This window comes from Pseudothioclava arenosa (assembly GCF_002358085.1).
GTDB lineage: Bacteria > Pseudomonadota > Alphaproteobacteria > Rhodobacterales > Rhodobacteraceae > Pseudothioclava > Pseudothioclava arenosa.
Genome location: NZ_NTJD01000010.1, coordinates 55,332 through 74,717, shown reverse-complemented (window position 1 = coordinate 74,717; position 19,386 = coordinate 55,332). Strand labels below are relative to the sequence as shown.

Annotated in this window: 20 protein-coding genes and 5 tRNA genes; 14 read left to right on the top strand and 11 right to left on the bottom strand. The window is 64.4% G+C overall.

The annotated features are described in order from the left end of the window. Positions 1-153 precede the first annotated feature (153 nt). Genes CLN94_RS12675 through CLN94_RS12665 form a run of 3 tightly spaced genes read right to left on the bottom strand, consistent with a single transcriptional unit; the run spans position 154 to position 4,710 of the window. Positions 154-1,737, bottom strand: a complete 1,584-nt coding sequence (locus tag CLN94_RS12675) for a hypothetical protein (protein WP_096434315.1) — start codon at positions 1,735-1,737, stop codon at positions 154-156. Between the two features lie 25 nt (positions 1,738-1,762). After that, positions 1,763-3,685 (bottom strand): hypothetical protein, encoded by a 1,923-nt coding sequence (locus tag CLN94_RS12670; RefSeq protein WP_096434314.1) that lies wholly within the window; start codon positions 3,683-3,685, stop codon positions 1,763-1,765. A gap of 17 nt (positions 3,686-3,702) precedes the next feature. After that, entirely contained in the window at positions 3,703-4,710 is a 1,008-nt protein-coding gene (locus tag CLN94_RS12665) for a glycosyltransferase family 2 protein (protein ID WP_096434313.1), read from the bottom strand. A gap of 418 nt (positions 4,711-5,128) precedes the next feature. Here CLN94_RS12665 and CLN94_RS12660 point away from each other — a divergent pair, with 418 nt between their 5' ends. Continuing rightward, positions 5,129-5,341: a hypothetical protein gene (locus tag CLN94_RS12660; RefSeq protein WP_096434312.1), complete on the top strand. Its 213-nt coding sequence runs from the start codon at positions 5,129-5,131 to the stop codon at positions 5,339-5,341. A gap of 141 nt (positions 5,342-5,482) precedes the next feature. Here the strand turns inward: CLN94_RS12660 and CLN94_RS12655 are convergent. Then, positions 5,483-5,557, bottom strand: a tRNA-Asn gene (locus CLN94_RS12655). Positions 5,558-5,626: 69 nt separating this feature from the next. Further along, positions 5,627-6,508, bottom strand: a complete 882-nt coding sequence (locus CLN94_RS12650) for an MBL fold metallo-hydrolase (RefSeq protein WP_096434311.1) — start codon at positions 6,506-6,508, stop codon at positions 5,627-5,629. 41 nt (positions 6,509-6,549) lie between these two features. Between CLN94_RS12650 and CLN94_RS12645 the strand changes: the two genes are divergently transcribed. From CLN94_RS12645 to CLN94_RS12605, 9 genes are all read left to right on the top strand, one after another. Beyond that, entirely contained in the window at positions 6,550-7,899 is a 1,350-nt protein-coding gene (locus CLN94_RS12645; RefSeq protein WP_096434310.1) for an ATP-binding protein, read from the top strand. Positions 7,900-8,060: 161 nt separating this feature from the next. Beyond that, a complete protein-coding gene (gene lon, locus CLN94_RS12640) occupies positions 8,061-10,472 on the top strand; it encodes an endopeptidase La (protein ID WP_096434309.1) in 2,412 nt (803 codons plus the stop codon). Between the two features lie 172 nt (positions 10,473-10,644). Then, complete coding sequence (locus CLN94_RS12635) at positions 10,645-10,929, top strand: HU family DNA-binding protein (protein WP_179300310.1); 285 nt, start codon at positions 10,645-10,647, stop codon at positions 10,927-10,929. 85 nt (positions 10,930-11,014) lie between these two features. Beyond that, positions 11,015-11,089 (top strand) — tRNA-Val (locus tag CLN94_RS12630). A 115-nt stretch (positions 11,090-11,204) separates the two neighbouring features. Then, positions 11,205-11,280 (top strand) — tRNA-Val (locus CLN94_RS12625). Between the two features lie 193 nt (positions 11,281-11,473). After that, a tRNA-Asp gene (locus CLN94_RS12620) sits at positions 11,474-11,550 on the top strand. A gap of 29 nt (positions 11,551-11,579) precedes the next feature. Next, positions 11,580-11,656: transfer RNA gene (locus tag CLN94_RS12615), tRNA-Asp, on the top strand. 70 nt (positions 11,657-11,726) lie between these two features. After that, positions 11,727-11,963, top strand: coding sequence for an RND transporter (locus tag CLN94_RS12610; RefSeq protein ID WP_096434307.1), 237 nt, complete (start codon positions 11,727-11,729; stop codon positions 11,961-11,963). Positions 11,964-12,025: 62 nt separating this feature from the next. Further along, positions 12,026-13,291, top strand: coding sequence for a glutamate-5-semialdehyde dehydrogenase (locus CLN94_RS12605; protein WP_096434306.1), 1,266 nt, complete (start codon positions 12,026-12,028; stop codon positions 13,289-13,291). A 15-nt stretch (positions 13,292-13,306) separates the two neighbouring features. On the opposite strand, the gene CLN94_RS12600 is transcribed toward CLN94_RS12605, so the two are convergent. After that, positions 13,307-13,921, bottom strand: a complete 615-nt coding sequence (locus CLN94_RS12600) for a histidine phosphotransferase family protein (protein ID WP_096434305.1) — start codon at positions 13,919-13,921, stop codon at positions 13,307-13,309. 25 nt (positions 13,922-13,946) lie between these two features. On the opposite strand from CLN94_RS12600, the gene CLN94_RS12595 reads away from it, so the two are divergent. The 3 genes from CLN94_RS12595 (at position 13,947) to olsA (ending at position 15,894) form a co-directional block, all read left to right on the top strand. Then, complete coding sequence (locus CLN94_RS12595) at positions 13,947-14,126, top strand: DUF3553 domain-containing protein (RefSeq protein ID WP_096434304.1); 180 nt, start codon at positions 13,947-13,949, stop codon at positions 14,124-14,126. Between the two features lie 131 nt (positions 14,127-14,257). Then, positions 14,258-15,058, top strand: coding sequence for an L-ornithine N(alpha)-acyltransferase (olsB, locus tag CLN94_RS12590; RefSeq protein ID WP_096434303.1), 801 nt, complete (start codon positions 14,258-14,260; stop codon positions 15,056-15,058). Then, a complete protein-coding gene (gene olsA / locus CLN94_RS12585) occupies positions 15,058-15,894 on the top strand; it encodes a lyso-ornithine lipid O-acyltransferase (RefSeq protein WP_096434302.1) in 837 nt (278 codons plus the stop codon). The genes olsB and olsA overlap by 1 nt, the downstream gene beginning before the upstream one ends. Here olsA and CLN94_RS12580 read toward each other — a convergent pair. Next, the gene (locus tag CLN94_RS12580; RefSeq protein ID WP_096434301.1) at positions 15,837-16,094 is read right to left on the bottom strand and encodes a ribbon-helix-helix domain-containing protein; all 258 of its coding nucleotides are present in this window, start codon (positions 16,092-16,094) and stop codon (positions 15,837-15,839) included. The two genes, olsA and CLN94_RS12580, sit on opposite strands and share 58 nt — an antisense overlap. Beyond that, entirely contained in the window at positions 16,091-16,279 is a 189-nt protein-coding gene (locus CLN94_RS12575; protein ID WP_096434300.1) for a DUF4169 family protein, read from the bottom strand. The genes CLN94_RS12580 and CLN94_RS12575 overlap by 4 nt, the downstream gene beginning before the upstream one ends. A gap of 140 nt (positions 16,280-16,419) precedes the next feature. Between CLN94_RS12575 and CLN94_RS12570 the strand changes: the two genes are divergently transcribed. After that, the gene (locus CLN94_RS12570; RefSeq protein WP_096434299.1) at positions 16,420-16,734 is read left to right on the top strand and encodes a hypothetical protein; all 315 of its coding nucleotides are present in this window, start codon (positions 16,420-16,422) and stop codon (positions 16,732-16,734) included. Between the two features lie 58 nt (positions 16,735-16,792). Here CLN94_RS12570 and fumC read toward each other — a convergent pair whose 3' ends face one another. The 3 genes from fumC to CLN94_RS12555 form a co-directional block, all read right to left on the bottom strand. After that, complete coding sequence (gene fumC, locus CLN94_RS12565; protein ID WP_096434298.1) at positions 16,793-18,187, bottom strand: class II fumarate hydratase; 1,395 nt, start codon at positions 18,185-18,187, stop codon at positions 16,793-16,795. 170 nt (positions 18,188-18,357) lie between these two features. Then, a complete protein-coding gene (locus tag CLN94_RS12560) occupies positions 18,358-18,804 on the bottom strand; it encodes an SspB family protein (protein WP_096434297.1) in 447 nt (148 codons plus the stop codon). A 73-nt stretch (positions 18,805-18,877) separates the two neighbouring features. Then, a complete protein-coding gene (locus CLN94_RS12555; RefSeq protein ID WP_096434296.1) occupies positions 18,878-19,303 on the bottom strand; it encodes an ester cyclase in 426 nt (141 codons plus the stop codon). Between the last annotated feature and the right edge of the window lie 83 nt (positions 19,304-19,386).

Here is a 19,386-nt window from a genome sequence, read left to right as displayed (position 1 = left end):
TTGTCTAACCCGACCTTAGCCGGGCTGCCCGCCTGTGCAGCAAGAAAGGGCAGAAAGCGCACAAATCCCCGCCGAAAAGGATGCCTCTGCCTAAGTTTCGGGCGGTGAATGCGCGTCTTTCGCCCGGAACTGCTTATGCGTTACGCGGCGGCTCTATGCGCTGAGCCCGTATCGGTCGAGCGTCTCGAGAAAGACCGGGCGGCGCTTGCGCATGCGGTTGTCGTCGGGGCGCGTGTAGCGGAATTTCAGCAGTTCGGGCGCGGCACGTTCGAGGATGCGGTCGTTATAGTGGAATTCATAGCGCATCAGCGGCGGAGCCGCCGCGAGATGCTGAATGATCTGCCGGTCGCACCCCGGAGAGATGTAGAAATCATTCACGAAGGAATAGAACGTATTCCCCCAGCTGTAGGAGCGGAACAGCTCCAGCCCCATGAAGTCGATCTCGCAGCCATGGCAGCCTGCCGGAAGGGTCTGCTGCCACGCCTCATAGCGCGACAGGAACCACGGATCGGCCTCGGCCACATCGCTATCGACCATCATCAAACGCACGCCGGTGCCCGCGCCGATCAGACCGCCTTTCTTCTCGGCGAACTCCTTCATGCCGGCGGGCCGCCACAGGACGGCCTTGCTCAGATCGGTGATCTGGCCACGCATGACAAACCCGCCCGGCGGGAGCGAGAGCGTCGCGTGCAGGATACGCGCCTTTTGTTGATAGGCCCTCGGACGGCGCCGGGGCGCATAGTATTCGCGGCGATAGGCGACGTTGCCCGAGGCCAGCGCGGTTTCCTGAAGCCTGCGGATCGTTTCGGGTTGCGGGAGCGGGGGCGGCTCCTGCCCGATGAGGTCATAAACTGAGAACGGCAGGCCAAGGGTCTCGGCCATTTGCGCACCGATCCGCGCGTCTCCGCGCGAAATATCCGTGGTGATATGGGTGAAGTAATGGTCGAAGCGGATATTTCCGGCATGCGACATCGCCAGCAGCAGGCGCGAGTCTTCGCCGCCGCTGAGCGGAAGGATGCTGGGGCCGATTGTGCCGGCAAGCGCGCGCATGATCTGGCAATGGCGCTCGATCATCTGGTCGATGCCTTCATCGAGGACGCGCAGGCTGGTCACTTCGAAACTGTCGGTTTCGAGCGGCCAGTGGCGGGTTTGTTCGAAGGTGTTCAGATCCAGATAATGGTTTGGCCGCAGCGAGATCACGTCGCGATCCGCGGTGTAGCCAAAGGCGTAGCGACGGCCTTCGACGCCCATCGGATAGTCGCTGGGCACGACCGGGCGGTCGATCGCAAGGTAAAGCGTCGCGGCGACGGTGCGGGTCGCGGCATTGGCAACGGCGCCCATCGAGCCGCTCGGGTCCAGCAGGAACCGCGCATCACTCCCATGACGGACAAAGGCGCAATAGCGCCCGCCGCAGCCCGCGACATAGGCGGTCAGGTCTTCGATCGTCCGCGCGCGGCCCAGTCTCCAGGCCAGCCGCGCGTCATCGACATAGCCGCCATCGGCATCGACCCCCATGCCCAGAAACACGATGCCGAGATCGCCGGTGGCGGTTGCCGTGGTGAATGAGGCGACGGGCAGGGTGCCGCCGGTCTGGATCAGCCAGTCACCGAAAGGATGCGGCGCGAACCCCGCGATCGGGGCGTGGCTGCCTTGCTTCGCACAGTGAAATTGCTGCGAGAACCCGCGCGCGAAATTCAGTCCATGCTCGGCGCAGAGCGTTTCAGCGAGTGTGGTCACGTCGGGGTCCTTCGGGCGGGCGATTTTACTGCGCTTCGGCGGCTTTGCGGCGGGTCTCGGCGCGGCGGGCGCGGATCATTTCCTGGCGGGCGATCTTGCGGCGGCGGCGTTTGAAGGCGTCCTTGAAGGTCTGTGCACGTTCAGGTTTGCCGGCGGCGACCAGCGCCTCGGCGACGGCTTCGCGATAGAGGAAGATATCCTTGCGCGCGCGGATGCCACGGTAGAAGGCGAGCGGCGCGATCTCGCCCTCCATCGCCTCGGTCATCAGCGTCTTCAACAGCCCCATGCGATGCGCGACCAGCGCGCTCTTGTGGCCCATGCCAAAGGCCTTCAGGCGCACGATATTCGCGCCCTCGAAGCGTTTTGCGTGGCGTCGGTCAAGCTCATGGAAATGGTCGTAGACCAGATAGACCTTGCCCGCGCTACGCGCCGTTTCGGCGGCGTCCGAGCCGGGCAGCGTCCAATCCGCGGCAGTGCCCTTGGCAAAGCGCGGCTCCCAGGGCACGAGCCCCTTGTGCAGGCTCGATTGCGGGCTGAAGGCCAGCACTGTTGCGCCGGGCGCGTGTTCGCAAAAGGACAGCGCCCCAAACGCGCCCATCGAGGTGCCCGCGAAAACCACCTTGTCGAAGCGCTTGAAGAAGCCGTTCTTGGCGAGGCCCGCAAAGAACTGGATCAACTTCGGGTCGCGGTACCAATCTGGATGCTGCGCCAGAACGCCCAGATGCGAATAGCCCCGGTCGCGGCAGAAGCTCGCGGCCCAGGGGTTTCGCGCCAGTTCCTTGTTGCCGACGTTGTGCAGGTTGTCGAAGGTCACCATCAGCTTGCGCGGATCGCGTTCGACATAGGTCAGCCCGTGACGCCCGAGCCAGTGATAGAAGCCCTGTTGGCCCCCGGCGGGAAAGATCTCCTGATACCAGATCGGATAGTCGCCCGCGCCGGTCGTGGCGCCGCTTTCCTCGTCGGCCAGATCGTCGGCCTCTGCGGTTTCGGGGGCTTTCGGGTGCAGATTGTCCATGGCGGTTTTCATCGCCTCCTTCGCGGCGGCGCTGCGCATTTCGATCATCTCGGGCGCCATCTGCGGCAGCTCCTGATCCTGTTCGAGGTCGGTCATGTCGAACACCGCGCGGCTGTCGGGGAAATAGATGCTGCGCAGCGTCTCGTTATCCTCGGCGAGCGTCTCCATCAGGCCGCGGCGCTCCTCGAGGGTGAAGGTGTCGCGCGAGCTGATCAGCAGCGGATCGCGCTCGACCTTGCGCAGCTCGCGCAACAGCGCCTTGCTGTTCACGCCCTGCACCTGCGCGGCATGGCCGATCATCTCGCTCATCTCGACCGAGTAGGAGAGGTTCGCATCCCCCTGCGCGCGCTCAAACCCGGTGATGTCGTCGAGCCCCAGCGCGAGGCTGGCGAAATCGTCGATCACGTCGCCACCCTTGAGCAGCGCGCGGTCGAAGATGCGCAGCAGCGGGGTTGCGTCGGGGTTCAGTTCGAGGAAGGGCGCAAGGCAGTCCGAATAGCGCAGCTTCGGGATGTTCTTTTGCAGGAATTCCTGCCGGCTCCCCGAAACCAGCCCGTTCTTGGCGCGCTGTTTGTAAAGCGATTCAAGGTAGATGTCCTGCCGCCGGATATAGCACACGGTGCGCGTCAGCGGCCGCAGAGCGGGCGGGAAATCGCGGGCGATGACCCGCGCGAGCATCGGGCGAAAGAACAGCTCGCTCGAAACGACATGGGTCATCTCGGGCGCGGCCAGCACTTCTTTCTCGATCTCGGCCAGCATCTCGTGATGGGCATCGTTGGGGATCGCGAAGGCCACCGGGTTATGCGCGATATGCGGGCGGGCGGCGCGCACATAGTTGATCCCGCGCGCGCGAAGTGCCGCATCATTCCCGGTCAGGAAACCCTGCAACGAGGTGGTCCCGGTCTTGGGGGATCCGATGTGGAGGATCAGCATGCGTCTGCTCAAGTGGCTCAGGTTATCTGGTTTTCCGGTAGCTTATCGCGTTCGGAGAGGTGATCCAACAGTTCCTTCCCCTCGGGGGAGCGCAGGGCGGTGGCGATCTTGTCCTCGTGCCAGGCGCGGGCATGGGCATCCCATTGCGCCAGCACCGGGTCGGCCAGCAGATCCGCGTAACGGGCCTTGGCTGCGGGCAGGAGCCGCGCGATCGAGTGATCGGGTTCCTCGTTCTGGTTCATGATCTGGAAATAGGTCTCGTCACGCGCGATGCCGCCATGGGCCGAGCCGCGCAGGACCTTGGTGATGTAGGATTTGCGGAACTTCACCGCGTAATGGTTGATCTGCGCCGCGCTGTAATCGATCGTCTCGCGGTCAAAGCGCCAGTTGCCCGAGGTCTGCGCGTGATAGCGTTCGGACATCTCGGTGCCGGCGGGGTTGACCCAGCGCAGCGCCGCCCAGTCGCCCCCCTCGGGTTGCACCGGCCGGTGCAGGCCGAATTGCGCGATCGCCTCGGTGCGAAACAGGCTTTTCATCCCCCAGAGCTGCGCCGGGCGAGGCCGGTTTTCGCGCGCGGCCCAAGTGAAGGCCTCGGTCACGAAGCCGGGTCGGTATTCGGCAATGCCACCGGTCCCGAACACCCGCCAGGGCAGGGAAATCACATCGGGCCGCCCGGTCTCGGCGATCAGCGCCCCGACCGAGCCGTCGCCCAGCTTGACGTTGATGAACTCGTCCGCGTCGATGATCGCGGTATAGGCGTAATCCTCGAGCATCGGGTTCTTGCGCGCCTTGCGATAGGCACGCAGCTGATAGCTCGGGCGGTGGTGCGGCTTGCGGTCGTTGTTGTAGCGCGTCGCCAGCCCCATCTCGGCCAGCCGGTCGAGCATCTGGTCGGTGCCATCCACGCAATCGTTCGAATAGACGAGGATGTGGTCGAACCCGATCGAGAGATGAAACGCCACCCATTCCAGGAGCCAGGCGCCCTCGTTCTTCATGCAGGTGAGGATAAGCGACTTGTCGGCCATGCGGCGCCTTTCCGGGTCGTTTGCAAAACGGGTCAACTGCGCAATCGGTACGAGGGCAAGGACCTGATATCAAACACTTGGTAGCCTTAAGCCCGGATGCGGGCAAGCGCTTCGTGGGGCCTGACGCGCGCCCAGGGCCATCAGAACGACGAAACCCAAAACCGCCGCGCCGGGGTGGGGCGAGGATCACTCTAGCTGTAGCGCCAAGGACTGTCAGAGCTACATCACGCGGTCTTGCCAGCCGCGCGTTCCATAGGAAACCGTTGGACGTGAAACAAATGGAGCCAGCCGAAGGTGGCTTCTCTTCGCAGCCCGCATCGGTAAAGCGCCTCGGGGCATGGGTCCGGGGTGCTTTTTTGTTGAGGTCTTCCCTTGCTGAGAGCTGCGTGCATTCTGTCTAGCTGGACGGAGGTCCAATATGACTGAATCGGAACGAGAGAAGATCAAGCTACGCGCTGCATACCTGAATGGACTTGCACTCATATTCTTCGGTATCGGCGGCTTCGGTCCAGCCTTTGCACTGCTAGACACATTTCAATGGAAGAACCTGATCCTTGCGTTCGTCTGGCTTTGGGCAGGTGGCATGTCGAGTTGGGAGCTCCATCGGTTTGCTCAGCGCAAGCTCGACTAGTTGTCCGAGCCCGATAGCCACCGCTAGGCCTGCTGAGTCACCCGATGCCCCGTGTGCTTATGACCTGCTTATGGGGTAGGTCCAGAACTACAAAGACCGCCAGTGGCGGTCTCGGTAAGTAGCTGCTTTTATTTGGATTTTTGGCTCCGGCGGTAGGGATCGAACCTACGACCAATTGATTAACAGTCAACTGCTCTACCGCTGAGCTACGCCGGAACACGGGGGCTGTATATGAATCTCGTTTGGGGTTGTCCAGAGGGTTCGCGCGGAAAATTCGGAAAAAATTCATCGCCGCTCGAAAGCGCTGGTCGGGGACAGGGTTTCGAGCGGGGAGACTATGTTTTCCTGCGTCATTTCAATGAGATGCGCAAAGACGTTGCGCTCGGCGGCGCCGAGCAGGGCGGGCGGCGTGTCGGTATAGATCGCGCGGGTGAGCGCGGCGGGGGTGCGCGGTTGGTGGGTCAGCTCGGCCAGGATCTGCTGTGAGCGCAGGCGCCGGTGCGCGGCCAGCTCGGCGATGCGCGGCGCGGTGTCATGGACCGGCGCGCCATGTCCGGGATAGAACACGCGGGCCTCTTCCGCCTCCAGTTTCGCGAGCGAGCGGAAATAGTCGCGCAGGTCGCCATCGGGCGGCGAGATCAGCGTCGAGGCCCAGCCCATCACGTGATCGGCTGTAAAGGCGATGTCGCCCCACAGGAAACACAGGTGATTGCAGAAATGCCCGGGCGTGTGCAGCGCGCGCAGCGCCCAGTCGCCATGGGCGATGGTCTCGCCGTCTTCCAGGATCACATCGGGGGCGAAGTCGCGATGCACGCCTTCGCCGCCCCCCGCCAGCCCGCGCGCGGCCAGATCGCGCATCACCTCCGAGCGGCCGGCCTCGGGTGGGCCGAAGGCGTGGACGCGCGCGCCGATCGCCTCGGCCAGAGGCGCGGCGCCGGGCGAATGGTCCAGATGGGCGTGGGTCACGAAGACATGGCTGATCCGCTCGCCCGGCTCCAGCGCGTCGATCAGCGCCTGCAGGTGGCTGCGATCCTCGGGGCCCGGGTCGATCACCGCCACATCGCCATGCCCGACGAGATAGGTGCAGGTGCCCGTCAACGTCATCGGCGAGGGGTTGGGCGCCACGATCCGACGCACTCCGGGTTCCAGTTTTTCGATCCTGCTCATTGCCGCTTTCCCTTCACTCTGGGCTTGGCTAGGGTTTTGCCATGAATTTTCGCTGGCTCAAACAGATCATGCCGCGCGGGCTCTATGGGCGGGCCGCGCTGATCCTGATTGTGCCGGTGATGACGATCCAGTTGGTGGTCTCGGTGGTGTTCATCCAGCGCCATTTCGAGCGTGTCACGATCCAGATGACCGGGGCGATGACGCGCGAGGTGCGGCTGCTGCGCGACCTCGCGAATGCGGCGCCCGAGGCCGATGTGGCGCGGCGCGCGATGGAGGCGATGGCGGTGCCGCTGGGGTTGGGTGTTGCGCTGCCGGGGGGGGATGACACGCTGCGCACCGGGCAGTTTCAGCGCGACTTCGCGGATCTGACCGGGATCGTGGTGATCTCGACCCTGCGCGACGAGCTGCCGGGCCTCTTGGCGGTGGATCTGACGCATGACAATGACGTGAGGCTTCTGGTCGAGACCGCGCATGGGCCGCTGGAAATCAGCTTCCGCCGTTCGTTGGCATCGGCGTCGAATCCGCATCAGTTGCTGGTTTTGACGCTTGTTGTTTCGATCCTGATGACAATCATCGCCTATCTCTACCTGCGCAATCAGTTGCGCCCGATCCAGCGCATGGCGGTGGCGGCGGAGGAATTCGGCAAGGGGCGGGTGATTCCCTATCGAATCTCTGGCGCGACCGAGCTGCGCCGGGCGGGGGCCGCGTTTCTGGACATGCGTGCGCGCATCGTGCGTCATCTCGAACAGCGCACGCTGATGCTCTCGGGTGTCAGCCACGACCTGCGCACGCCGCTCACGCGGCTCAAGCTGAGCCTGTCGATGCTGCCGCGCACGCCCGACACCGAAGACGAGATCACCGCGATGGAGCGCGACGTGACCGAGATGGGCAAACTCGTCGATGCGTTTCTCGATTTCGCGCGCGACGGGGCGATTTCGGGCGACCCGGAGCGGCTCGATCCCTGCGTCTTCGTGGCGGGCGTCGTGGCCGATGCCGAGCGCAGCGGTTTTCCGGTCAGGATGGCCGATTGCCCCGGGCCGGGCGTGGCCGAGGCCTCGTTCCGCCCCGACGCGCTGCGCCGCGCGCTGGAAAACCTGATCGGCAATGCCGCGCGTTACGCGACGCGGGCCGAGGTTTCGGTGGTCCTGCGCGAGCGTGAATTCGAGATCCGGGTCGAGGATGACGGGCCGGGCATCGCGCCCGAAGATCGCGACGAGGCGCTCAAACCGTTCAAGCGGCTCGATCCCGCGCGCAACCAGGACCGGGGGCAAGGCGTGGGGCTGGGGCTTTCGATCGCGGCCGACGTGCTGCGCGGCCATGGCGGCGCCTTGCGGCTCGAACGCTCCGAGCGGATGGGCGGGCTTTGCGCGCGTATGGTCTTGCCGCGCTGATCGACCCTTGCGCGAGGCCGCACCAGGGCGCATTCTGCTCCGATTAGGCCATGGTGATGGTTGAACCGGATCGGGGTGCCCCCTAGATATTGAAAAATGGGAAGGGGTGAGCGCTGCCGCAGAAAGCGGGGCCGGGCTGTCTTCGCCAACGAGGAAAACGCATGAATACTGTTTCTGAAACCTATCCGGTTCTGCCGCTGCGCGACATCGTCGTGTTCCCGCATATGATCGTGCCGCTCTTTGTCGGCCGCGAGAAATCGGTGCGCGCGCTGGAAGAGGTGATGGCGGATGATCGCCAGATCCTGCTGGCCAGCCAGATCGACCCGAGCGTTGACGACCCCGATACCGATGGCATCTATCGCGTCGGTGTGCTGGCCAATGTGTTGCAATTGCTCAAACTGCCCGATGGCACCGTGAAGGTGCTGGTCGAAGGCGCGAAACGTGTGCGCATCACCGAATTCGTCGAAAACCCCGAGTATTTCGAGGCGAATTCCGAATTGCTGGCCGAGGAGCCGGGCGATCAGGACACGGTGCGCGCGCTTTTGCGCTCGGTCGCCGAGGAATTCGAGCGCTATGCCAAGATCAAGAAGAACATCCCCGAAGAGGCGCTGACCGCCATTGCCGAGACGCAGGAGGCCGACAAGCTGGCCGACCTCGTGTCGGGGCATCTGGGGCTGGAAGTGACGCAGAAGCAGGAGCTTCTGGAGACGCTTGATGTCTCGCAGCGCCTCGAGAAGGTCTATGGGCTGATGCAGGGCGAGGTTTCGGTCCTGCAGGTCGAGAAAAAGATCAAGTCCCGCGTCAAGTCGCAGATGGAGAAGACCCAGCGCGAATACTATCTGAATGAGCAGATGAAGGCCATTCAGAAGGAGCTGGGCGACGGCGAGGAAGGCCAGAACGAGATCGCCGAACTTGAAGAAAAGATCCGCGCCGCGAAGCTCTCGAAAGAGGCGCGCGACAAGGTCGAGGGCGAGCTGAAAAAGCTCAAGTCGATGTCGCCGATGTCGGCCGAGGCCACCGTTGTGCGCAACTATCTCGACTGGATTCTCGGGCTGCCTTGGGGCACGAAAAGCCGCGTGAAGAAAGACCTCGTGGCGGCCGAGAAGGTGCTTGATGCCGACCATTACGGGCTGGAAAAGGTCAAGGAACGGATCGTCGAATACCTTGCTGTGCAGGCGCGTTCGGCCAAGCTCAAGGGCCCGATCCTCTGCCTCGTCGGCCCGCCCGGCGTGGGGAAAACCTCGCTTGGCCGGTCGGTGGCGCGTGCCACCGGGCGCGAATTCATTCGCATCAGCCTTGGCGGCGTGCGTGACGAGTCCGAAATTCGCGGCCACCGCCGGACCTATATCGGCTCGATGCCGGGCAAGATCATCCAGGCGCTGAAAAAGGCGAAAACCACCAACCCGCTGATCTTGCTCGATGAAATCGACAAGATGGGGCAGGATTTCCGTGGCGACCCGGCCTCGGCCATGCTTGAGGTGCTCGATCCCGAACAGAACGCGACCTTCGTCGATCACTATCTTGAGGTCGAATATGACCTCTCGAACGTGATGTTCCTGACCACGGCGAACAGCTACAACATGCCGGGCCCGCTCCTGGACCGGATGGAGATCATCTCGCTCGCCGGCTACACCGAGGACGAAAAGCGCGAAATCGCGCGCCAGCACCTGATCCCGAAACAGGTCAAGGCGCACGGGCTGCGCAAGGGTGAATTCACCCTGACCGACGGTGCGCTCAGCGACGTGATCCGCTACTACACCCGCGAGGCGGGCGTGCGGAATCTCGAACGCGAGATCGCCAAGCTCGCCCGCAAGGCCGTGACCGAGATCCTCAAGGGCAAGGGGGCGGTGAAATCCGTCACTGTCGACGAGGCCAAGGTCGCCGAATATCTGGGCGTGCCGCGCCATCGCTATGGTCTGGCCGAGAAAGAGGATCAGGTCGGCGTGGTGACGGGGCTTGCCTGGACCTCGGTCGGCGGTGACCTCTTGCAGATCGAGGCGCTGAAGCTGCCCGGCAAGGGTCGGATGAAGACCACCGGCAAGCTCGGCGAGGTGATGAAGGAATCGATCGACGCGGCCAGCTCCTACGTGCGCTCGGTCGCGCCGCAGATCGGGGTGAAGCCGCCCAAGTTCGAGAAGGTCGATATTCACGTCCATGTGCCCGAAGGCGCAACCCCGAAAGACGGGCCGAGCGCGGGCATCGCCATGGTGACTTCGATCGTCTCGGTGCTGACCGGCATCCCGGTGCGCAAGGATATCGCGATGACCGGCGAGGTCACGCTGCGCGGCAATGTGCTGCCGATCGGCGGGCTCAAGGAGAAACTGCTGGCGGCGCTGCGCGGCGGCATCAAGACCGTGCTGATCCCGGCCGAGAACGAAAAGGATCTGGCCGAGATCCCGGACAATGTGAAGGAAGGCCTGGAGATCATCCCGGTCAGCCATGTCCGCGAGGTTCTGCCGCGCGCGCTGGTGCGGATGCCCGAGGCGGTCGAATGGGACGAAGAGGCCGAAGAGGCGGCCGCGGCCGCGGCCGCCAAGGCGGCGATCCCGGGGCAGGGGGCGGTCGCCCACTGACGCCCATGCAAGGTTGAAACTCCCGACGGGCGTGCCGGTTCGGCGCGCCCGTTTTCGTATCGTGAGGGCTCTGGCGCGGGGCCGGGTTCCGGCGTAACGTCGCGTGGACTTGCGGGCCGAGATGGGGCCGCGACCCGGAAAAAACCGCGCCATAACGGTGCAGGAGGATTGCATGACTGCCGAAACCACCGAAGCCCCCGAAGCCACCCTCGTGCTGCGCAAGAAAGAGTTCATCGACCGTGTCGTCGCGCGTTCGGGTGCGAAACGGGGCGATGTGCGCCAGGTCGCCGAGGCGCTGCTGCAAGAGCTGGGCGCGGCGCTTGCGGCCAATGAAACCCTTGCCCTGCCGCCCCTTGGCAAGCTGCGTGTGACCCGCACGCAGGAGCGCGAAGGCGGCGATACGCTGGTGGTCAAGATCCGCCGCGCCAAGGCCGAAACCGAGGCTTCTGAGGCCTGATCCGGGCGCCGCGAAGAGGGGTGTGAAAAATCTGCAAACCCCTCTTGCACCGTCTGTCGACAGAGGTTAGAAGGCCCGCCACGGGGGGCGATTAGCTCAGCGGTAGAGCGCTTCGTTCACATCGAAGATGTCAGCGGTTCAAATCCGTTATCGCCCACCATTTTCCCTCAGAAGGCGCTCCGATCGGGGCGCCTTTTGCGTTTCGGCATTGTTCGCGTGGCGCATTTCAAGGCTTGCGCGGCAGGCCCGGATGCGGATAGAACGCCCGGCGGTCGGGGCGGTTAGCTCAGTTGGTAGAGCGCTTCGTTTACACCGAAGATGCCGGGGGTTCGAGTCCCTCACCGCCCACCACTTCCCCTGCCTTCAGCACGATTTTTCCCGGCCCTCCGGGGCTTTCGCGCGTGGCCGTTGCGCGGTGTGATTGCGGGCTGGGGGAGGGCTGAAAATTTCTGTGAGAAATTCGTATCCTTCCGCTTGACGCCGCCCACCGCCCTGCGTAATACCCTCTCCACGCTCGGGCGGCGATCCGGGCGAAAGGGACTGCGCGGTTGTAGCTCAGTTGGTTAGAGTACCGGCCTGTCACGCCGGGGGTCGCGGGTTCGAGCCCCGTCAACCGCGCCACCCTTTTCCGGATCGCCCGAGCGCTGTGCGCGGTTGTAGCTCAGTTGGTTAGAGTACCGGCCTGTCACGCCGGGGGTCGCGGGTTCGAGCCCCGTCAACCGCGCCACTTCTTCCCCTTCTCTTGTGTCCCGGCGTTTTTACGCCTATCCCGGCGCGAACTTGCAGGGGGAACACCCATGATCGCCTTTATCGACCGGATCCGGCTGGAAACCGCGCTGATCGCGGCCCTGTTCCTGGGGCTCGCGCCGTTTTTCCCCGAACCCCATGTCTGGGAAAAGCTCAAGATGCTGGTCTCGGGCACGCTGGTGCGCCCGATCGACTGGTTCGACCTGCTGCTGCACGGCGCGCCCTGGATATTCCTGGCGATCAAGATCACGCGCATCCTCAACGGCCATCCAACCAAGACCGGCTGAGCTTGCCTGCGCTGCCCTTCGGCGCGTATAGGAAGGGACGATTTTCACAAAGGAGCCTTGCGATGAAGGACCAACTGGACGCCAAAGCCATGATCGACGAGCTGGGGGCCGCGGCCCGCGCGGCTGCCGCCGAGCTGGCTTTCGCGCCAGCCGAGGCCAAGGCGCAGGCGCTGACCATCGCGGCCGATCAGGTCTGGGAGCGTCGCCACGAGATCATGGCCGCCAATGGCGAAGACATGGCTTACGGCGCGAACAAGGGCCTGAGCCCGGCGATGATGGACCGGCTGATGCTGGACGAGGGCCGGATCAAGGCGATCTGCGACGGGCTGCGCGCGGTTGCCGCGCAAGACGATCCGGTCGGCGCCACCATCGCCGAATGGGATCGGCCCTCGGGGCTGCATATCCAGCGCGTGCGCACGCCGCTCGGCGTGATCGGGGTGATCTATGAATCGCGCCCGAACGTGACGGCGGATGCCGGCGCGCTCTGCCTCAAGGCGGGCAATGCGGTGATCCTGCGCGGCGGCTCGGAGAGCTTCCATTCCTCGCGCGCGATCCATGCCTGCCTCGTCGAGGGGCTGCGCGCCGCGGGCCTGCCCGAGGCCGCGATCCAGCTGGTGCCGACGCGCGATCGCGCTGCCGTGGCCGAGATGCTGCGCGCCGTGGCCCATATCGACGTGATCGTGCCGCGCGGCGGCAAGGGGCTGGTCGGGCTGGTGCAGGCCGAGGCCCGCGTGCCGGTCTTCGCCCATCTCGAAGGCATCTGCCATGTCTATGCCGATGGCGCCGCCGATCTGGAAAAGGCGCGCCGCGTCGTGCTGAACGCGAAAACCCGGCGCACCGGGATTTGCGGCGCGATGGAATGCCTGCTGATCGACCGCGCCTTCTACGAAAAATTCGGTCCCGTGCTGGTCGAAGACCTCGTGGCGGCGGGCGTCGAGGTGCGCACTGAGGGGGATCTGCTGAAGGTCGCGGGCACGGTTCCGGCCGCGCCCGAGGATTTCGGCCGCGAATTCCTCGACATGATCTGCGCGGCGAAGATCGTGGACGGTGTGGATGGCGCGATCGCGCATATCCGGCGCTACGGCAGCCAGCACACCGAGTCGATCCTGACCGAGGATGACGCGGCGGCGGCGCGCTTCTTCCAGCGGCTCGATTCGGCAATCCTGATGCGCAACGCCTCGACCCAGTTCGCCGATGGTGGCGAATTCGGCATGGGCGCCGAGATTGGCATCGCGACCGGCAAGCTGCATGCGCGCGGGCCGGTGGGCGCCGAACAGCTGACCTCGTTCAAATATGTGGTGGTGGGCGACGGCACCTGCCGCCCGTAAGACAGGGCCGGGCGGTCAGAAGCTGATCTGGCCGCCCGTCTCGTCGATCTGCCAGTGCAGCGAGCGCCCCAGCTCGGCCACCGCGCGGGGCAGAAGCGCGAATTGCACTTGCGCCGGGGCAAGCGCCTGATCGGCGCCGGGCGCGCCTGACAGGTTCGCCCAAAGCCGGGGGGCGGGCTTGACCCGTTCGGCTTCGGCCAAAAGCCGCCAGCTCCCGCCCTCCGAAGAAATCGTGACCGTTCCGCCCCAGGGCAGGGCCGTCTCGAGGCACATGATCGCGAGGAAGACCGGGCGAATCTCGGCGCGCGACTGGTCGCCTTCCGCCGCCATCCGAAACGTCAGCCGCCCCGCCGCGCTCAGATCGCGCAGCAGCGCCCCGATTTCGCGGGCCGAAAGCCGCTGGTCCGGCGTCGCGCGCCCCAGCGCGATGCGAAAGAACTTCACCTTGGCATTGGCCGCCGCCACGCTTTCCGCGATCAGCGCCATTTCGGGCGATTTTCCCACACCCGTCATCGCCATCAGCTCAACCCCATTGCTGATCGCGCTCAATGGGCTAATTAGGTCATGACAGAGGCGCGAGCCGACAAGGGCGATCAGATCGTCAGGTGTTTCGGGGCTCTCAAATGGCATGGCGTTATCCGTAAGCGAGGCAGGAATGCACGAGATTCTCGAACCCGGCATGTTGGTGCGCAACCCGATGGCCCCCGACTGGGGCATCGGGCAGGTGCAGTCGCGCATCGGCGACAGGGTGACGGTTAATTTCGAACATGCGGGCAAGCAGGTGATTGATGGGCGTCGTGTCGAGCTTACGCTGGTTATTCCGGATCAAAGTTGACAAAGGGTTAATCTCTGCCCGCGCGCAGCCTCGCATGGCCGCACCGCGCTGTCCAAGGCTTCACTGCGTTTCTGTTGCAATTGGCGCAGGCGCCGCCTAACTCTCCAATAGGGAGTGATGGATGGGGCCGCATGACAGCCGAAACCGCGATCTATGAAACCCGCCTTGCGCGCGACGAGGCGGATCTCTTGGCGGCGCAGCGCCTGCGCTATTCCGTCTTTGTCGAGGAGTTGGGCGGGGATGGTCCGATGGTGGACCATGCCGCGCGGCTTGAGCGTGATGAATTCGACCCCGTCTATGATCACCTGATTCTGGTCGATCGCACGCGCCCGCAGGGCGATCACGTGGTCGGCGCCTACCGGCTGCTGCCGGCCGAGCGCGCCGAGGCCTTCGGGCGCTATTATTGCGATGCGGAATATGACCTTGCGCCGCTGCGCGCCTCGGGGCGCAAGCTGTTGGAGCTTGGCCGTTCCTGCGTGCATCCCGAGCATCGTGGCGGGGCGGCGATGCTGATGCTCTGGAACGGGCTGGCCGATTACGTGCTCGCGCGCGAGATCGAGGTGCTCTTCGGCGTGGCCTCGTTCCACGGCATTGACCCGGAGCCGCTGCGTCAGCCGCTGGCCTGGCTGCATCATCACCACCTCGCACCGCCCGAGATGCGCCCGCGCGCCCGGGCCGAGCATTTCCAGCCGATGGACCTTGTGCCCGAGGCGGAGCTTGACCGCCGCGCCGCGATGGCGGGCATGCCGAACCTGATCAAGGCCTATCTGCGCCTTGGCGGCTTTGTCGGCGAGGGCGCCTATATCGACGCGCCCTTCAACACCACCGATGTGCTTTTGCTGATGGACACCAAGGCGATGAGCGAGAAGCATCGCAGCTTCTACACCCGCCGCGTCGAGCCGCGCGAGGCGGGCGGCGGAGGGCAGGGCTGATGGTGACCTGGGTCGGCAAGGCGCCGTGCCCCGAGCCGAAACCGATCACGCTCCGCGGTTGGCTGCGGGTGATCCCGCGCGGGCTCGCGCTGGGGGTGGTGGTGTTCGGCGGACTTGGCCTCTACCTCCTGATGCGCCTCTTCGAGCGCCCGCTGAACGGCCATCTGCGGCCTTGGACGGGGCGGCTTACGCAGGCGGTTTGCCGCGTGGCCATCACGCTTCTGGGGCTGCGCTACAAGGTGACCGGCCGCCCGATGGAGCATATCGGCGCGGTCGTCGCGAACCACTCCAGCTGGATCGACATCTTCGCCCTCAACGCCTGCCAGCGCGTCTATTTCGTTGCCAAGGCCGAGGTCAGCAACTGGCCGGGCATCGGCTGGCTTGCGCGTGCGACCGGCACGCTGTTTGTCGTACGCGACCCGAAACAGGCCCGCGCGCAGCAGGCGCTGCTGGAGGAGCGCATCCGCGCCGGCCATCACCTGCTGTTCTTTCCCGAAGGCACCTCGACCGACTCGCGCCGCGTGCTGCCCTTCAAGACGACGCTGTTCCAGCCCTTCTTCAGCCACGGGCTCGACAAGGTGATGCAGATCCAGCCGGTGAGCGTGATCTACCGCGCGCCCGAAGGCGAGGACCCGCGGTTTTACGGCTGGTGGGCGGATATGGGTTTTGGTGAGAACCTGCTGAACATCCTGGCCGCGCCGCGCCATGGCTCGGTCGAGGTGCTGTTCCACGATCCGGTCGATGTCTCGGATTTCCCCTCGCGCAAGGAGCTTGCGCGTTATTGCGAGGACACGGTGCGCGCGGGGCTGCCCTGGGACCCGCCCGAAGACCTGTAAAACCGGAGCACGTAAAGCCGGATCGCGGTGGCAAGCCCGGCCTCAATGCCGCGCGCCGCGTCGATCTCGGCGGCCAGTTCGTTCAGCCCCTTGCCCTCGGCGGCGGCGATCTCGCGAAAGGCCGTCCAGAATTCGTCCTCAAGGCTGACCGAGGTGCGATGCCCGCCCAAGGTCAGCGAATGTTTGCGCGGGCGGCTCATGCGTCGTCCCCCTCGCGCCGGTGCTGATCAAGATGACGCCGCGCCTTTTCGGCCTCGGCCTGTTCGGTGGCCCGCTGCGCCTTGCTGCGTCCGAATTTCGCGGCATTGGCATCGCCCGCCGCGCGCTTTTCGGCACGAGCCTTCTGTTTGCGGAACTGCGTGAGGTTGGTGATCTTCGCGCTCACTGCCTGCCTTCTTCCTGCCCGCCGCGCCGTTTCTGGCGAAATGCGCGGTTTTGCGCTATGCTGCCCATGGGGTGGGAGCCATCAACACGACAAGAACGCCAGCCGGGCATGAGGTCAAGTCAAACGAAAGGAGACTTCTCATGATGGTAGCGCGTTGGCATGTCAGGGCGAAATACGGTTACAAGCAGACCGTGATCGACCTTCTTAAAGAGTGGCAGAGCGAAATCGGCCCGCAGGCCGGGCTCGATGTCTCGAAGGAAAAGATCCTCGTCGGCTCGGTCGGGGCCTGTGAATCCGAAATCCAGAGCGAGATTCACATCCAGAACCTGACCGAACTCGATCAGTTCTTCGACAAGCTGGCCAAGGTCAAAATGCACAACGACTGGGGCAAGCAACTGAGCGACCATGTCGTTTCGGGATCGAACTACTGGGAGGTGTTCCGGGTCGTCGAATGAGCCGGAATGGAAAAGGGCGGCCGCGACGGGCCGCCCTTTGAGTGTCTGTCAGGCCAGATCAGCCTTTCGGGCCGATCATGTCCTCGGGGCGCACGATGCGGTCGAAGGTTTCCGCGTCCACATAGCCCAGCGCGATCGCCTCTTCCTTCAGGGTCGTGCCGTTCTTATGCGCGGTCTTGGCGACCTTGGTCGCGGCGTCGTAGCCGATGGTCGGCGCGAGCGCGGTGACCAGCATCAGCGACTCTTTCATCAGCTTGTCGATGCGCGCCACGTTCGCCTGCGTGCCCACCACCATGTTGTCGGTGAAGGCCGAGGCCGAGTCGCCCAGCAGCTGCATCGACTGCAGCACGTTGTAGCTCATCATCGGGTTGTAGACGTTCAGCTCGAAATGGCCCTGCGAGCCGGCAAAGCCCACCGCCGCGTCATTGCCCATGACATGGGCGCAGACCATGGTCAGCGCTTCAGCCTGCGTCGGGTTGACCTTGCCCGGCATGATCGACGAGCCCGGCTCGTTTTCCGGCAGGATCAGCTCGCCCAGACCCGAGCGCGGGCCCGAGCCCAAGAGGCGCAGGTCGTTCGCGATCTTGAAGAGCGAGGCGGCGACCGTCTTGAGCGCGCCCGAGAACATCACCATCGCGTCATGGGCGGCGAGAGCTTCGAACTTGTTCGGCGCGGTGACGAAGGGCAGGCCGGTGATCTCGGCGATCTGCGCGGCCACGCGGGTATCCCAGCCCACGCGGGTGTTCAGCCCGGTGCCGACGGCAGTGCCACCCTGCGCCAGCTCATAGATATGGGGCAGGCACATTTTCACGCGCTCAATGCCGCGCTCGACCTGTTTCGCGTAGCCCGAGAATTCCTGGCCCAGCGTCAGCGGCGTCGCATCCTGCGTGTGGGTGCGGCCGATCTTGATGATGTCCTTGAATTCCTCGGCCTTCGCGGCCAGCGCCGCGTGCAGCTTTTCAAGGCCCGGCAGCAGCACGTCACGCGCCTGCATGCCGATAGCGACGTGCATCGCGGTCGGGAAAGTGTCGTTCGAGGACTGCCCCATGTTGCAGTGATCGTTCGGGTGCACCGGCTTTTTCGAAGCCATCACACCGCCCAGCATCTCGATCGCGCGGTTCGAGATCACTTCGTTGGCGTTCATGTTCGACTGCGTGCCCGAGCCGGTCTGCCAGACGACCAGCGGGAAGTTGTCGTCGAACTTGCCCTCGATCACCTCGGTGGCTGCGGCGGCGATCGCATCGGCGATCTCGGCCTCTATGTCGCCCTGGGCCTTGTTGACCAGCGCACAGGCCTTCTTGATCACGCCGAGCGCGCGGATGATCGGAACCGGCTGGCGCTCCCAACCGATCGGGAAGTTCATGATCGAGCGCTGCGTCTGCGCGCCCCAGTATTTGTCAGCAGGAACTTCGAGCGGGCCGAAGCTGTCGGTTTCGGTACGGGTCGCGGTCATGTTGGGCCTCCAAGCATGCGAGCAGAATGATCCCGAGCGTGATAGAGCGCGCGGGCGCGTTTTGCAAATGGTATGCGAAGGTATACCGCAGTTTTTCGTCGTTTTTTCGCGCCGAAACCAGTCCGGTTCCGTCGCGGCAGGGCAGGCGATGCCGAGGGACCTCGGTGAGGCTACTTGCGGAACTTGTCGAGGCTGACGACTTCGGCCTCGGGGCGGGGTTCGGCCTCGCCCTCATCCTCGTCGTCTTCCTCATCGTCTTCGTAGCTCTGCGTTTCGAAGCGCAGGCCGAATTCGACCGAAGGGTCGACGAAGGTGGTGATCGCGTCGAAGGGGATCACCAGATGCTCGGGGTTGTCGCCGAAATTCAGGGTGATCGAGAACCCGTCCTCGGTGACCTCCAGATCGTCGAACCAGTGCTGGATCACGATCGTCATCTCTTCGGGGTAGCGATCACGCAGCCAGTCGGCGATTTCGGTCTCGGGGTGGCGCGTGTCGAAGGTGATGAAGAAGTGATGCGAGCCCGGAAGCCCCTCATCCGCAATCTGTTGCAAAACCGTGCAGATCAGCGAGCGCATCGCGTTATGCATCAGGCTGCCGTAATCGATCCCGCGCGACATTTGCATTCCCCCGTTTCGTCGCCCTCAGCATAGGGGATTCGCGGGCCAAGGGAAGAGGGCGAGGGTGGTGTTTTCAGGGTTGCAGTTGTTCTCCCGAGAGGCAAAGCGCGATCGTTTCCTCGGGCAGGGCGCCGATCTGCTCGAAGAAGCTGATGAAGTCGAAGTGATTATAGGCCTCGGCGATCTTGTCGCCTTCGAACCGCATAGCGACCTGCCCGGTAAAACTGAGGTCGCGCCCGTCCTGCGCCGAGATCCCCGTCACCTGCACCAGCATCCACAGCCAGTCGCCGGTTTCCTCCGCCCGCAGCGTCGTCACCTTGGGGTCGTTGAAAAGCGCGCGCATCGCGGGCACCAGTTCGCGGAAATCCTCGGGCGAGAGCGACAACCCCTGCAACCCGCCCGCGGCATCGGGATGGGTAAAGCTGTCTTCGATCCCGTCGAGGTCCTGATCGACCCAGACCTTTTTGAACCAGGCTTCGATGTTTTCCAGATACGACATGCCTCAGTCCCTTTCGACGAACGACAGGGACAGGCTAGCGGCGAATGCTTGCACGAAGGTTAATTCGCATAGAAAGATTCGCG